The organism is Erwinia sp. Eh17-17 (genome assembly GCF_039675725.1).
Taxonomy (GTDB): domain Bacteria; phylum Pseudomonadota; class Gammaproteobacteria; order Enterobacterales; family Enterobacteriaceae; genus Erwinia.
Genome location: NZ_JBDFQT010000001.1, coordinates 848,745 through 861,842, shown reverse-complemented (window position 1 = coordinate 861,842; position 13,098 = coordinate 848,745). Strand labels below are relative to the sequence as shown.

15 protein-coding genes are annotated in these 13,098 nt (G+C 55.7%); 7 read left to right on the top strand and 8 right to left on the bottom strand.

Going from position 1 to position 13,098, the window contains the following annotated elements; all coding sequences use genetic code 11:
• Positions 1-19: 19 nt before the first annotated feature.
• Complete coding sequence (locus tag ABEH87_RS03820; RefSeq protein WP_346574036.1) at positions 20-265, bottom strand: DUF2543 family protein; 246 nt, start codon at positions 263-265, stop codon at positions 20-22.
• A gap of 130 nt (positions 266-395) precedes the next feature.
• Here ABEH87_RS03820 and ABEH87_RS03815 point away from each other — a divergent pair, with 130 nt between their 5' ends.
• Together ABEH87_RS03815 and ABEH87_RS03810 are read left to right on the top strand one after the other, a co-directional pair.
• Positions 396-1,511 (top strand): metallophosphoesterase, encoded by a 1,116-nt coding sequence (locus ABEH87_RS03815; RefSeq protein WP_346574034.1) that lies wholly within the window; start codon positions 396-398, stop codon positions 1,509-1,511.
• Positions 1,512-1,721: 210 nt separating this feature from the next.
• On the top strand, positions 1,722-2,927 hold the full coding sequence (locus ABEH87_RS03810) for an MFS transporter (RefSeq protein ID WP_346574032.1): 1,206 nt from the start codon (positions 1,722-1,724) through the stop codon (positions 2,925-2,927).
• 90 nt (positions 2,928-3,017) lie between these two features.
• On the opposite strand, the gene ABEH87_RS03805 is transcribed toward ABEH87_RS03810, so the two are convergent.
• Positions 3,018-3,761: a hypothetical protein gene (locus ABEH87_RS03805; protein ID WP_346574030.1), complete on the bottom strand. Its 744-nt coding sequence runs from the start codon at positions 3,759-3,761 to the stop codon at positions 3,018-3,020.
• Positions 3,762-3,814: 53 nt separating this feature from the next.
• The gene (locus tag ABEH87_RS03800) at positions 3,815-4,015 is read right to left on the bottom strand and encodes a LuxR C-terminal-related transcriptional regulator (RefSeq protein ID WP_346574028.1); all 201 of its coding nucleotides are present in this window, start codon (positions 4,013-4,015) and stop codon (positions 3,815-3,817) included.
• A gap of 74 nt (positions 4,016-4,089) precedes the next feature.
• Here ABEH87_RS03800 and ABEH87_RS03795 point away from each other — a divergent pair, with 74 nt between their 5' ends.
• Entirely contained in the window at positions 4,090-4,407 is a 318-nt protein-coding gene (locus tag ABEH87_RS03795) for a hypothetical protein (protein ID WP_346574026.1), read from the top strand.
• A gap of 128 nt (positions 4,408-4,535) precedes the next feature.
• Here ABEH87_RS03795 and ABEH87_RS03790 read toward each other — a convergent pair whose 3' ends face one another.
• Entirely contained in the window at positions 4,536-6,326 is a 1,791-nt protein-coding gene (locus ABEH87_RS03790) for an ATP-binding protein (protein WP_346574024.1), read from the bottom strand.
• A gap of 111 nt (positions 6,327-6,437) precedes the next feature.
• On the opposite strand from ABEH87_RS03790, the gene ABEH87_RS03785 reads away from it, so the two are divergent.
• Entirely contained in the window at positions 6,438-6,710 is a 273-nt protein-coding gene (locus ABEH87_RS03785) for a fimbrial protein (RefSeq protein ID WP_346574022.1), read from the top strand.
• Here the strand turns inward: ABEH87_RS03785 and ABEH87_RS03780 are convergent.
• Positions 6,704-7,123 carry a GFA family protein gene (locus tag ABEH87_RS03780; RefSeq protein WP_346574020.1) on the bottom strand — a complete coding sequence of 140 codons (420 nt, stop codon included), beginning with the start codon at positions 7,121-7,123 and terminating at the stop codon, positions 6,704-6,706. The genes ABEH87_RS03785 and ABEH87_RS03780 overlap by 7 nt on opposite strands.
• 212 nt (positions 7,124-7,335) lie before the next feature.
• Between ABEH87_RS03780 and ABEH87_RS03775 the strand changes: the two genes are divergently transcribed.
• On the top strand, positions 7,336-7,719 hold the full coding sequence (locus tag ABEH87_RS03775; RefSeq protein WP_346574018.1) for a GNAT family N-acetyltransferase: 384 nt from the start codon (positions 7,336-7,338) through the stop codon (positions 7,717-7,719).
• A gap of 4 nt (positions 7,720-7,723) precedes the next feature.
• On the opposite strand, the gene ABEH87_RS03770 is transcribed toward ABEH87_RS03775, so the two are convergent.
• Genes ABEH87_RS03770 through ABEH87_RS03760 form a run of 3 tightly spaced genes read right to left on the bottom strand, consistent with a single transcriptional unit; the run spans position 7,724 to position 10,810 of the window.
• Positions 7,724-8,539, bottom strand: coding sequence for a carbohydrate ABC transporter permease (locus ABEH87_RS03770; RefSeq protein WP_346574016.1), 816 nt, complete (start codon positions 8,537-8,539; stop codon positions 7,724-7,726).
• A gap of 2 nt (positions 8,540-8,541) precedes the next feature.
• Entirely contained in the window at positions 8,542-9,411 is an 870-nt protein-coding gene (locus tag ABEH87_RS03765) for a sugar ABC transporter permease (protein ID WP_346574014.1), read from the bottom strand.
• Between the two features lie 58 nt (positions 9,412-9,469).
• The gene (locus ABEH87_RS03760) at positions 9,470-10,810 is read right to left on the bottom strand and encodes an extracellular solute-binding protein (RefSeq protein WP_346574012.1); all 1,341 of its coding nucleotides are present in this window, start codon (positions 10,808-10,810) and stop codon (positions 9,470-9,472) included.
• Positions 10,811-11,338: 528 nt separating this feature from the next.
• Here ABEH87_RS03760 and ABEH87_RS03755 point away from each other — a divergent pair.
• Both ABEH87_RS03755 and ABEH87_RS03750 read left to right on the top strand, forming a co-directional pair.
• Complete coding sequence (locus ABEH87_RS03755) at positions 11,339-11,938, top strand: GNAT family N-acetyltransferase (RefSeq protein WP_346574010.1); 600 nt, start codon at positions 11,339-11,341, stop codon at positions 11,936-11,938.
• 12 nt (positions 11,939-11,950) lie between these two features.
• A complete protein-coding gene (locus ABEH87_RS03750) occupies positions 11,951-13,039 on the top strand; it encodes an ABC transporter ATP-binding protein (RefSeq protein ID WP_346574008.1) in 1,089 nt (362 codons plus the stop codon).
• The last annotated feature ends 59 nt before the right edge of the window (positions 13,040-13,098 follow it).

Genomic DNA, 13,098 nt, shown 5'->3' with positions numbered 1-13,098 from the left:
ATCATGCTTTTAACTCAGTTTACTCATTGCCCCACTGATTCAGGAACGTCGCGATCTCATCAATCCGCTGCTCGTCAATCCCCGCTTCGCTGGCAATCTCTTTCTGGGTATCTTCACTGATCTCTTCGTTATTCATTAAACGGGTGATCAGCAGCTGGAAATAACGCGCCAGCGGTTCACGGTCTGACTCGTTGACCGGCGTGGCGGCTTCCGTCGAGTACTCATCGGCGATGTCGTAAAATTTAATCGGTACTTCATTACTCATAGGTCGCTCTCCAGGGTTAATCTTTATCTCATTCAGGAGTGTACTGTGTAATGGTATCCGATCTGATACCTTTTTCGTAATTTACCGGGCCACCCGGTCAGTGCAGTTTTTTCTAAAGGGAAAATCGACAATGTTTCACCTTATTTTCAGCCTGCCGGGCTGGTATGTTATTGCCCGCTTTATTGTTCCGCTCTCCCTGCCGTTAGCATTAAAAATAGTCCTGTCGCTGCTTGCTCTGCTCGCCACTCAGTATCTGTTAGTCAGCCGCTTCACCTCTGGCAGTATATTTTCGCCGGAGATGCCGAGAACGGCGATTATCCTGTTCAACTGGGCGTTCTGCGTCGTTCTTTTTCTTGCCTTCGCGCAGCTGATGATCGACGCAGTTACGCTGATTTCGCTGCTTTTAAGACACCCAGTCACGATTATTCCCGGCGTTCGCTACCTGGCGGCGTTGCTGGCCATCGGTTTTGCCACCTATGGCGTTCAGCAGGCCATCCGCGTTCCTGCGCTGAAAGACGTGACGCTTGAGGTTGCCGGTTTACCTCAGGCGTTCGAAGGTTACCAGCTTCTTCAGCTCACCGACTTACACATTACCCGGCTGTTTAACGCCCGCTGGACGGCAGAGCTGGTCAGACAGGCCAACGCGCTGAACGTGGATCTCATTGTGGTGACCGGAGATGTGATTGACGGCACGCTGGCAAATCGCAGGAAGGACGTCGAACCGCTGCGCGGGCTGCATGCACGGGATGGGATACTGGCCATCACCGGCAATCATGAGTATTTCTTTGAACAGCAAGCCTGGACGGAGTATCTGGCCTCGCTGGGGCTGAATCCCCTGCTCAACCGCCACGCTGTTATCGCACGCGGCCCGGCCAATCTGGTGATTGCCGGGCTGACCGACGCTTCCGCGTCAGCGCGCGGTGCGGATGGCCCGGACCTGGCGCAGGCACTGAAAGGCGCACCTGAAAACGCGCCGGTGGTGTTACTCGATCATCAGCCGCGAAACGCACGTAAAAACGCCACGCACGGCGTCGATATTCAGCTGTCCGGCCACACGCACGGCGGCCTGATCGCCGGATTTGACCGCCTGTTTGCCAGACCTAACGGTGGCTTCGTGTCCGGTCTGTACGATGTCGACGGTATGCAGCTCTACGTTAACAACGGCACCGGGCTGTGGCCAGGAATGGCGGTGAGGTTAGGACGACCGTCAGAGCTGACCCGCATCACACTGACGCGTAAAAAATAATACTATTCCCTGCTTTCGCCATGCAAAAACGTGAGCAGGGATCCTGCCTGACGGCAGTCGCCCTATTCCCCACTGAAATAAGATATTTCTGTAGCGTTTTCTCTGTCTTACACTCAGATGTTGTGTACCTTAACGATACAAAAAATCCTCAATAAAAGAGTAAAGTAAGGGCTCTGGTTGTTAATAATTTGATGGATGAATGTGATCTAAATGAAAGGAATGCCGCCCATTATTCTTGCCCTGCTTGCTGGCTCACTGGTGCTGACTATCGGCCGTGGCGTCACCCTGCCGTTTCTGACAATTTACCTGACCGGGCACTATCACCTGCTGCCTGAAAGTGTCGGCATTATCATGGGGGCGAGTGTCGCTATTGGTATTTTCAGCAGCCTTTACGGCGGCTATCTGGTTGACCGCTTCAGCCACCGCACGTTAATTGGTGTCTCTATCAGTCTGTTCGCGCTCAGTTTTTTCCTGCTGCCGCTGTTGCCGGAAGTCAGCAGCGTGGTGATTGTCATTGCCCTGCTCAACGCGTCCTATGCCCTGCTGAGTATCACCATTAAGGCCTGCATTGCCGCCTGGCTGCCGGTGGAAAAGCGCGTTAAAGCCTTTTCAATGAACTACACGCTGATCAACGTAGGCTGGGCCGTCGGTTCATCCCTGGGCGTCTGGCTGGCGGGCTTTGACCCGAAGCTGCCGTTTATTATTTCCGGTAGTCTGGCGCTGGTCACGGTCATCGCGCTGATGGTGGGATTACGCCATATCCCCAACAGCCCGCCGCGTCACGATGTCGAACTTAAACCGCTGGCAAAACCTGACCTGCGTCAGACGTTAGGCATCCTGCTACGCGATCGCTGCCTGGTCTATTTCACCCTTGGCAGTACCTTCGGCTCGATTGTGTTCGGGCAGTTCACCGGCTATCTGTCGCAGTATCTGATTATCATCGCTGATGCTGCTTACGCTTATAAAGTGATCGGCGCCATCATGATCACCAACGCGACGATTGTTATCGCCTTTCAGTACGTGATGAGCAGCCGAATGAAGCAGGATAATCTGCTGAGGTGGCTGTTTTTCGGAACGCTGTTCTTCATTATCGGCCTGGCCGGATTTATGCTCGCGGGCCCTTCGGTGCTGCTGTGGATGATAGCGATGGTGATTTTCAGTTTTGGCGAGCTGATTGTGATCCCGGTCGAATATATGTTTATCGACTTCATCGCACCGGAAAATATGAAAGGCAGCTACTACGGTATGCAGAATCTGAGCAATATCGGGGGGGCGATTAACCCGGTACTGTGTGGATTCCTGCTCAGCTATACCCCACCGCCGGTGATGTTTATTGCCCTGATCGGCTTTTCTGTTGCCGGCCTGGTGTTCTTCCGCATGGGGCACCGGATGGCGATGAAAAGAATGATGGTCTGAGCAACCTTCGGGTAGACGGAATCAGAGGCGGGATCTGCGTCCTGCCTCATGTCTGACAGTTATCGGGTTCTATCCAGAGCTCATGCTTCATTATTGCCCTTCAGACTGAAAAGGATAAGCTACCTGTTCACGGGTCTCTACCGTCGCGGAGGACCGCTCGGTAAACGACGGCCAGTCGGATGATTTGGTGATGAACTTCCACGTGTAATACGCTTTGCCTTCATCGATAAATTTCAGGCTCAGGGTACTCCAGCTCTCATCGTGGCAGTGTGATTTTTTGGCGTAGTCCTCTTCAGAAAAACAGGCCCTGATCATTTCACTCGAGAAGAAAGAAATATTCTTAAATGCGGTGCGATAAGAACCATCATCGTTCAGCATCAGGAAATCAGCGTACTCTGCTGAACGTCCGCCGCCGGAATATCCCGTAGACCATTTTGTTACCAGGGCCACCGCCTGCCGGGTCTTATTTAAGGGATATAACGCAGGGTAAATATAAACATCTTCTTTAGTGAGCTCATCGTCAGGGCTGCTGCCATTATCATGGTATTCACTGAAATCCCACTGCCCCTGTTTGATATAGGCACCCTGCACCGAGCGTATTTTTATCAGCTCAAGCGATGGCCCCGTCAGATAGAAAACGTCCTCTGCCCCTTTCTCTTTCCATATCTTTGTTTTATCAGTGCATTCCACTCCGTTCGCCCGGCAGATGCTGGCATACTGTTCGCTGTTATTTTTCAACGAAATAAAAGGTACGGGCTTAATGACGCTGTCATTCGCCTGCGCCATAACAGTAAAAGAGGTCACTGCTAATAATAAAATCACAACCTTATTCATTCTATATTCCGTTATTTTTGCAGAAAAAACGCTTTTATCCGTTGCTGGTCGGGTCAGGAAAGATTGTTACGCTTGGCGAAATCAATCAGGTCAAGCGTTTTGCTTAACCCCAGCTTGGTCATGATGCGACGTTTATAGGTGCTTACCGACTTATTGCTGACGTGCAGCTTCTCTGCAATCTCGACCAGCATCTCCCCTCTGGCCAGATAGCCCAGCACTTCCAGTTCGCGGTTTGATAACGTGCCAACCGCCATCTCCTCAGAGACCTGCGGGGCGGGGCGGGGCTGTGCTCTGCTGATGCCCGCCTCGGGAAAAACTCATACCCGCTGTGAATCGCTTTGAAAGCGTCCACCAGCTGGTCAAGATCGTTATTTTTGCTGATGTAGCCGTTGGCTCCCGCACTGCGGGCCCGGTCAATAAAGTGCTGTTCGCTGTGAACGGAAAGGACCAGTATCCCGCCGGGGAAATTCTCCGCACGCAGACGCTTGATGACATCAAGCCCGTTGGGCGGCGGAATATCAATATCAATCACCACCAGGTCGGGATGGCACTGCTTCAGTTCTTTCAGTGCATCCCGCCCGTTATTGCAGGTACCGATCACCTCATGCCCGTTGGACGTGGCCATGACTTTTACCGCCAGCTGTGAGACAGGATGATCGTCAACAATAAAAATCTTTGCCATATAAGGAGAACCTGAATGCAGAGAGTAATGAGTTAACTGCCTGTATATCAGATACAAGCACCAAAGAAAATGTAATCACAACGCCTGGTTTATCACTTCTGTCTGCGCAGCGTCTGCTCCAGCCCGACCTCCAGGATATCAATCTCTGCGATACAGGCCTCTGCCAGGGTTGCTATCCGCTCGGGGTCACCGGCGGCGGCGGCCTGCTCAAGCTGCTGGCACACCTCTGCCAGCGGCAGACAATGAATCAGCCGCGCACCGCCGAGCAGACTGTGCGCGGTCTGCTTAACCTGCGGGTAGTCATGCCGTGCCAGTGCGGCCAGTAAGGCCTGCCGATCCTGCTGGTTCTGACTCAGCATCAGCGCGATAAGTTGATTAAAGGTCTCTGGCTGCGACTGCGCCAGCTTATCCAGCGTCAGAACAATATCCGGGTCAATCGCGGCGTCAGGCCTGTCGCTCAGCGGCATCTGATTAATGCTCGCCAGCAGCGCCGCCAGCCCGACCGGTTTGAACAGACACGCGGTCATACCCGCCTGTTTCGCCCTGGCCAGCACTTCCTGCTCGGCCATCGCGGTTAAACCCAGCATCGGTTGCGGATCGCGGCCAAGTGCCCTTTCCTTCTCCCGCAGCAGGGTTACCAGCTCAAAGCCATTCATCACCGGCATATTACAGTCGGTGATCACCAGGTCAAACGGAGGCTGAGCCTGTAGCCATGCTTGCAGCGCCTGTTCACCATTTTCTACCGCAATGCAGTGGTGACCGGCAAAGGCCAGCTGCTGACTGAGCAGCAGACGGTTAGGCGCATGGTCGTCGACAATCAGAACAGAGCGCGCCGGGCCAGTGACGGGCGTAAATGGCAGAGCCGCCTGTTGCTCCCTGTGCCAGTAAGGCGCGGAAAAACGGAAGATAAAGCTGGTGCCCTCTCCCGGCGTGCTTTCCACGTCCAGCGTACCGCCCAGCAGCCCGGAGAGCTGACGGCAGATACTCAACCCCAGCCCGGTGCCCCTTTGCGTCGCCCGGCTGCTTTCCACCTGAACAAACGGTTCGAAAATTGCCTGCTGCTGCTGTGCCGTTAAACCCACGCCAGTATCACAGACTTCCAGCACATAGTCGCCGCGATCGCCGGGCTGCTTAGCCGCCTGGTAAATCGCGACTTCCACCTCACCCTGTGAGGTAAATTTAATGGCGTTACTCAGCAGGTTAGAGAGGATCTGTTTCAGCATCACCGGGTCGAAGAGAATGGTATCGTCGGTCACTTCCAGCGTTGTCACCAGCTGAATGCCTTTCTCATCGGCACTGTAGCGAAACAACGTGCTGATACTGTTAAGGATCTCCGACAGCGAAACCGGCAGGCTGCGCACGTTGACGGTGCCTGACTCAATTTTCGCCATATCGAGGATATCCCCCAGCAGCATCAGCAGGGAGCGCGCGGATTCGCAGGCGACGGCAATATTATTTTTACGCTGTTCCGGGGTGGATCTACCCTGGTTTTCCAGCTCCAGCAGGCCAATCAGGGCATTCATCGGCGTACGTATTTCATGGCTCATCTGCGAGAGAAAAACGCTCTTCGATTCGCTGATCTTATCCACGCGCGATTTTGCTTCCTGCAGGCTGTGGCGCAGCGCCCGCTGTACGGCCAGGTTGTTTTTCAGCAGTCGGTTACGCCAGAAAAAGAAGCCCAGCATCAGGGCAATGACAATCAGTGAGGCCACCGAGGCAACAATCAGAGTCTGATAGCGTCCCCAGGCATTCAGACGCTCAAGGGTAAAGCGCAGCTGCCAGCCGCTGAGCTGGGCGTCCATGGTCTGCGGGGAAATGTCCAGCAGCCCGCTGTCAATAATCGACAGCAGCACGCGGTTCTGCTCGCTGGTGGCCATTGCCATTTTAAGCGGCGGGATCGGTAAAATATTGGCGATTTTAAAGCGGTCAGCCAGGTAGCTTTTCAGGAAAAAGCTGGCGGCATTCTGAACTGTGATGCCGCCACCAACGTTAAAATGACCATCAGCCCCGGCAGTGCCGGCGCAGAGAATGCCGCCAACGGCGTACTGAAACTGGATAACCCGGGGCCGGACAGCGCCAGCGGCGTGGGCGTACAGCTGCTGTATAATAGTGCTCCGGTACCTCTCGGCACCCGCATGACGATTGCCACCACCAGCGCAGACGGGGCTTATGACATTCCCCTCAAGGCGCGCTATATCCAGACGGCCGCGCAGATAGTGCCGGGTAAGGCAGATGCCAACGCCACCTTTACCATGACCTATCAGTGATCGTCCGGCGGCGTGGGGGTATAGGAGAGCGTCCCCGCCACGCCGCCTGCCCCGCCATCTTTTGGATGGTTAATACCGTCCGTCACCTTAAGCTCGGCGAAATCGAACGGCGACACGCCCTCAAGACAGGCGGCATTGACGGCGTACTGCTGCGGATTTGAACGGCTCTGGTGGAAAGTATAGATGCCGCATACGGCGCAGAAGTAGTGCGCCACCGCCCGGCTGTTAAACCGGTACTCCGTCAGCGCTGACTTGCCTTTACTCACATCAAGATCTGAAGCAAAGACCACCACGGCACCGCGCATACGGCAAAAAGAGCAGTTGCAGCGGCGGGCGCTGTTCAGTCCGTCGATCAGCTTAACGTTAAAATTTACCGCACCGCAGTGACAGCGGGCAGGCATAATTTCCGGCATAGCCATCTCCTCATTGATAAGCGAACATCAACAGCCATATTTTCTTAGCGTATTGTGGCAGAATATCACCACCTTCGCAGCGATCATTGCGCTGAGTACAGCTACCCGGCGGCTGTCAGAAAAGAAAAATGCCGTTAACCGGAAGCGGAAAAAATTTTATGTCTGTCCAGATAAGAAGCGCTATGCCCGCTGATGTCAGCGGATTATTTACGGTGCGAACCTCAGTACGGGAAAATATTCTCACGCGCGAGGAAATGATGGATCTGGGGATCACCGAAGCGTCGGTCTCTGCGATGATTCAGGCGTCCTGCTGCGCCTGGGTTGCCTCGGACGAGGGGCAGATCGTTGGGTTTTCGATGATTATTCCGCAGGAGGCCTGCCTGTTTGCCGCGTTTGTCCTTCCGGAATGGGAAGGCATGGGGATTGGCAAACAGCTGGTCGGTATGGCGGAAGAAGCGCTGTTCAGCCAGCATCAAACCCTGTGGCTGGAGACGGGTAAACACACCCGTGCCGCGGCTTTTTACCGTCATCTGGGGTGGCGGAATGAAACGAATGTTGGCAACGGTGATATCCGCCTGGAGAAGCACCGTGCCTGATGGCTTACTTCACCGCACCCTCCGTTACGCCGCTGATAAATTTACGCTGGAAGAGTAAGAACACCGCCATCAGCGGCAGGATGACGATCATCGCGCCCGCCATCAGCACCGGAATATCAATGGTATTGCGGTTCTGGAACAGCATCATGCCAATCGGCAGCGTGCGCAGCTCGTCTTTGTTGACCAGAATCAGCGGCATTAAAAACTCATTCCACGTCCAGATAAACAGCAGCAGCGCCAGGGTGGAGAGCGTCTGCCCGATGGCGGGCACCAGCAGCCCCCACAGGATTTTCACCCGCGAGGCGCCGTCCATGACTGCCGCTTCCACAAGCTCTTTCGGTACCTGCTGGAAGGCGCTGGCAATCATCAGCGTGGTAAACGGCAGCGACAGCGCAATCTGCGGGATAATCAGCGCCAGATAGGTATTGGTCAGCCCCATCCAGCGCAGCTCGTGATAAAGCGGAATGATAAACGCCTCACCCGGCAGCACCATACCGAGCGCAAACATGGCTGCAATCACCTTTTTCCCTGGGATCTTCAGCCAGGCGAAACCAAACCCTGCCAGAATGCCGAGAAAAATACTGCACGCCACAACCGGGATCACCACCAGCACGGAGTTAAGGAAGTAGACGTTAAAATGCCCCTGCTGCCAGGCGGTGATGTAATTTTTAACGTTGAGCGATCCGGGCAGCGTAAACACCCCCTGAAACAGCTCCATCTGCGTTTTAAATGAGGTCAGCAGCGCCAGCAGAAACGGCAGAACGGTGATCAGCGCCACCACCCAGATCAGCGCACGGGAACCCAGCGGCGTATTTTGCATGATTAACGCTCCTTTAACGCCAGATGAATCAGCCAGTTAATCAGTAATACCAGCAGCATACTGAAGACCGCAACCGATGAGGCATAGCCGAAATAGTGCAGGTCAAAGCCCTGCTTATACATAAAGATATTGGTCACCATGGTGGAGGTGCCCGGACCGCCCTGGGTCATTACATAGACCAGGTCGAAGGTTTTCAGGCTGGCAATCACCGTCAACAGCAGCGCGATGCGCACTTCGGGACGTAACCCCGGCAGGGTGATGCGCATAAACTTTTGCCGCCCTGACGAACCGTCGAGATCGGCCGCTTCCAGCAGCGAGGGGTCCATACGCTGTAAGCCCGCCATAAACAGCACCAGACAGAAGCCAAAGAAATACCAGGTGGCCACCATGCCGACGGCCGGCAGTGCCCAGGTAAAATCCCCCAGCCAGGACAGCGCCAGCTGCGGCAGGCCAATCGCACGCAGCAGTTGGTCGATGGGACCAAAAGCCGGGTTATACAGCCAGCGCCACACCACCCCCAGCACCGCCATCGGCATAATGTAGGGCAGGAAAAAGAGAATACGCAGCAGGCTGCGCTCGGTGTTGCTGCGCAGGTCATTGAGGAAGCTGCACAGCATCAGGCCAATGGCGATCGGCAGCAGCGTGTAGAACAGCATCAGCAGCGCGTTATTGCCCAGCGCAATCCAGAAGACCGGATCGCTGAACATGCGCAGATAGTTACTGATACCAACGAAAACCGGCGACGACGTGCCGTCCCATTCGGTAAAACTGATACCGAGCGACGCCAGCAGCGGCAGCAGCAGAAACACGCCGTACACCAGCACCGCAGGAAGAAGGTAGAGAAAATTACGCCAGGGACTCAGATTCAACATAAACAGACTCACAGGCCAGAACGTTGGTATGCCCGGCAGGATTGCCGGGCGGTGCGGCTTAATGCTTCATGCTTTTCAGGTAGCGCTGATAGTTGTCATCGAAGTTGGCCACCATTTTATCGACGGTCTGACGCCCGCCCAGCAGCAGCTGGACATTCTGGTTCAGCTCGGCGTTCATGGTCGGCGTGGCCCAGTCAACGTAATGGCCCAGTCCGTCGTGCGCATTCAGCGTTAACCACACCTGCCAGGCCTCTTTCAGCAGCAGATTATCGGCGGGAACCTGGGCGTTCTTATTCGAACTGGCAGGCAGGAACCCGGCTTTTAACCAGCGGTCGGCCATGTCGTCTGACACCATGTAGTCGATGAATTTCGCTGACGCCTCCTGCTGGGTTTTATCCTTCGCCGTGCTGGTGACGGAGAACGCTAAATCCGTGCCGCCAACCATCAGCGGGTGCTGCACCCCAGCGCCCGCCGGCATCGCGGCAAAGTGAATGTCTTTGTTATCTTTAAACTGACCGAGATACCAGGTGCCGCTGATCAGGAAGGCCGACTGGCCGTTCTGGAACAGCGTGGCGGCGTCATCGTTGCCGATGCCCTGGAAGCCGGGGAAGAACCAGCCCTTGTCGTTCCAGCTTTTCACCATCTCCCCGGCTTTGCTGAGCCTGTCATCCCGGAAGGTGCCGCCGACGTCGTAGATCAGGTCATCGAGTTTTTTACGATCTTTGCTGTCGATCTGCGTCTGCCACAGGGCGCTGAGCATCTGCTGGCCCATATTGCCATCCAGCAGGCCGAGCATCATCGGGGCCACGCCCTGCTCTTTCAGTTTCGCCATGGCGCTTTCCAGCTCAGGCAGGGTCTTCGGTACGGCGATCCCGGCTTTATCCAGCAGGGCTTTGTTGTAATACAGCCCGACCATCTCACCCAGGCTGGCGACGCCGTACAGGCTGCCGCTGCCGAAGTCTCCGGTGTCTGACCAGCGGTTACGCTTCAGGATGGAGTCCGGAAAGCGCTGCGTCCAGCCGTAGCGGCTGGCGTAGCCGTCCAGCGGCAGCAACAGTTTGTCTTTCACCAGCGAGCCCATATCGCCCCCGCCCTGATTGACCTGGGCAATCTGCGGCCCGTCGCCTGCGGTTAAGGCCAGTTTGAGCGGAATGCGGGTATCTTCGAAAGAGTGGACGGAGCGATTAATCACAATCCCCGGATTTTTCGCCGAGAACGCTTTAATGCCCTCATCAACGGCGGCGGTCTGCTGCGGATAGTTGTAGATATCCCATTCATTGAGAGTGACGGCAGCGGCGCTGTGCGCCATGCACCCTGCCAGCGCGGCCCCGGCAATCAGACGGGTAAGCAGACGACAGCAGGGGCGGAACTGGGACGAACGAACGGATGAACTAGACATAATGCTCGGTTTCTCCATCTCGGAATGGGCATCCTTTCATCTCGACATCTGCCAACCCTGCAGACTGAAGCTGCGATCGTTAACGCACCCCTTCATACTTACTTTAACAGGAAAATAAAGTCAAACACGCTCTGCGCTGAATTTCCGTACTGTGAAGGCGGGCAGTAAAACAGCCCCTGTGGCATCGTTTCAGCATGGAGTCGCGTCAAAATGGGCAAAGGGACGTGATGCCTCCGCTTTTTCCCTGTGTGACAGACGGTTGCACTGTCAGAGAGGCCGAAAACTAAATTACTGTTTTATCATATGAAAATCATATATTACGGGCCTAACCCCGCTCCTTTCCCTGCCCGTCAGGCCCACGAACGGCAGCGTACAGGCGTGCATGCTATTGTCGTGCACCCCGGCGGGCAACGAAATCTGGCGCTGACCGCCCGGCTTTGTGATGTCACGCAATTATTTCACCTTGAAAACTAAGTTGGCATTCATTAACGTTGAAACAGCTCATCTGCTGACCAACGAGAACTGACGATGAATAACGATCCTGTGATCCGGGCTGCCACGCCCGCCGACGTTCCGGCGCTCTACCGCATCTGTCTGCAAACTGCCCATGCCGGGCAGGATGCCAGCGCGCTCTATTCCGACCCGGAGTACCCCGGCCAGCGATTTGCCGTGCCGTATGCCCGCTTTGCACCTGATTTTGCCTTTGTGCTGGACGTGGGGGGTGAGGTGAAGGGTTACGTGGTGGCCGCGCCCGATACGCGCGCCTTTGAAGCGCAGCTCACGGCCTCCTGGTGGCCAGCCCTGCAGGAGCAGTACCGCCACCGCGAGCCTGTGGCTCCGCTGGACGCCAATCTGCTTCACAGTATCCGCCATCCCGATGCGGCGGCAGCAGAACTGGTTGGTCAGTGGCCTGCGCATCTGCATATCAACCTGCTGCCAGAGCAGCAGAAAGGCGGCTGGGGACGCAAAATGATTGAGCATCAGCTGGCCGCTCTGCGGGCGGCAGGCGTTTCCGGTGTTCATCTGGGTGTCAGCCTGCAAAATGAGCAGGTCTGTGCTTTTTATCAGCGCCTGGGCTTCCGGCATCTGCTGCGCAGTCATGCCATCTATATGGGCCAGTTACTTTGAGTGAGGCAGTTCATGACGCGTTTACGCCTGCAGAACGTTGAAAAATCTTACGACGCTATCAGTGTGATCAAAGGCATTGACCTGACGATCGACAGCGGCGAGTTTGTGGTGTTTGTCGGCCCTTCCGGCTGCGGTAAGTCAACGCTGCTGCGGATGATTGCCGGGCTGGAGGAGATCACCCACGGCCAGCTGCTGATTGATGACGAGGAGATGACTCACCGCCCCGCTACCGAGCGCGGTATCGCGATGGTATTTCAGTCCTATGCGCTCTATCCGAATATGACGGTGCGCGGTAATCTGGCCTATCCGCTGGAGGTCGCCAGGCGGCCAAAGGCGGAGATTGCCAGCGCGATTGCCGAAACCGCCAGCAAACTGCATCTGACCGAGCTGCTGGATCGCCTGCCGCGCGCCCTGTCGGGCGGGCAGCGCCAGCGCGTGGCAATTGGTCGCGCCATTATCCGCAAGCCGCGTATTTTCTTATTTGATGAGCCGCTCTCTAATCTCGATGCCGAGCTGCGCCTGCAGATGCGCATTGAGATCGCCCGCCTGCATGCGTCACTGGGTAACACCATGATCTATGTCACCCACGATCAGCTGGAGGCGATGACGCTGGCCGACCGTATTGTGGTGCTGCGTCAGGGGCGCATCGAGCAGACGGGAACGCCGCTGGCGCTGTATCACGACCCTGACAATCTCTTTGTCGCCGGTTTTATCGGCTCACCGCGCATGAATTTTATTGACGCTGAGATCGCCGCCATCGCAGAGGGAGAAATTCAGCTGCGTCTGTCCGCGCCGGGCATTGAGTCTCTGACGATGAGCATCGGTGCTCCCTGCCGTGAGGGGCAGAAAGTGCGCGTTGGCATCCGCCCTGAACACGTCCAGCCGGCGACCGGAGCTGGTCCGGGGCACTTCAGCGCAGAGTTAACCTACTGTGAACAGCTGGGGCACACCAACTATCTTTACCTCAATATCGGCAGTGAGCAGATGCTGGTCGTGGAGGAGCGGCAGGTGGAGCAGCGCGAACTGGGAAGCCAGGTGACGTTAGCTATCCCCCCGCAGCACTGCTTGCTGTTTGATGAGAACGGGCAGCGGCTGCGCTAAAGCCTGCCACAAAATCAGGCTGACCGAAAAAAAAGGTCAGCCACAAAAAAATCAGGCTG

Coding starts and splice junctions, on each gene's coding strand:
- ABEH87_RS03820 (WP_346574036.1), bottom strand. CDS start 265: ATGAGTAATGAAGTACCGATTAAATTTTACGACATCGCCGATGAGTAC.
- ABEH87_RS03815 (WP_346574034.1), top strand. CDS start 396: ATGTTTCACCTTATTTTCAGCCTGCCGGGCTGGTATGTTATTGCCCGC.
- ABEH87_RS03810 (WP_346574032.1), top strand. CDS start 1,722: ATGAAAGGAATGCCGCCCATTATTCTTGCCCTGCTTGCTGGCTCACTG.
- ABEH87_RS03805 (WP_346574030.1), bottom strand. CDS start 3,761: ATGAATAAGGTTGTGATTTTATTATTAGCAGTGACCTCTTTTACTGTT.
- ABEH87_RS03800 (WP_346574028.1), bottom strand. CDS start 4,015: ATGGCGGTTGGCACGTTATCAAACCGCGAACTGGAAGTGCTGGGCTAT.
- ABEH87_RS03790 (WP_346574024.1), bottom strand. CDS start 6,326: ATGGCAATGGCCACCAGCGAGCAGAACCGCGTGCTGCTGTCGATTATT.
- ABEH87_RS03785 (WP_346574022.1), top strand. CDS start 6,438: ATGACCATCAGCCCCGGCAGTGCCGGCGCAGAGAATGCCGCCAACGGC.
- ABEH87_RS03780 (WP_346574020.1), bottom strand. CDS start 7,123: ATGCCGGAAATTATGCCTGCCCGCTGTCACTGCGGTGCGGTAAATTTT.
- ABEH87_RS03770 (WP_346574016.1), bottom strand. CDS start 8,539: ATGCAAAATACGCCGCTGGGTTCCCGTGCGCTGATCTGGGTGGTGGCG.
- ABEH87_RS03765 (WP_346574014.1), bottom strand. CDS start 9,411: ATGTTGAATCTGAGTCCCTGGCGTAATTTTCTCTACCTTCTTCCTGCG.
- ABEH87_RS03760 (WP_346574012.1), bottom strand. CDS start 10,810: ATGTCTAGTTCATCCGTTCGTTCGTCCCAGTTCCGCCCCTGCTGTCGT.
- ABEH87_RS03755 (WP_346574010.1), top strand. CDS start 11,339: ATGAATAACGATCCTGTGATCCGGGCTGCCACGCCCGCCGACGTTCCG.
- ABEH87_RS03750 (WP_346574008.1), top strand. CDS start 11,951: ATGACGCGTTTACGCCTGCAGAACGTTGAAAAATCTTACGACGCTATC.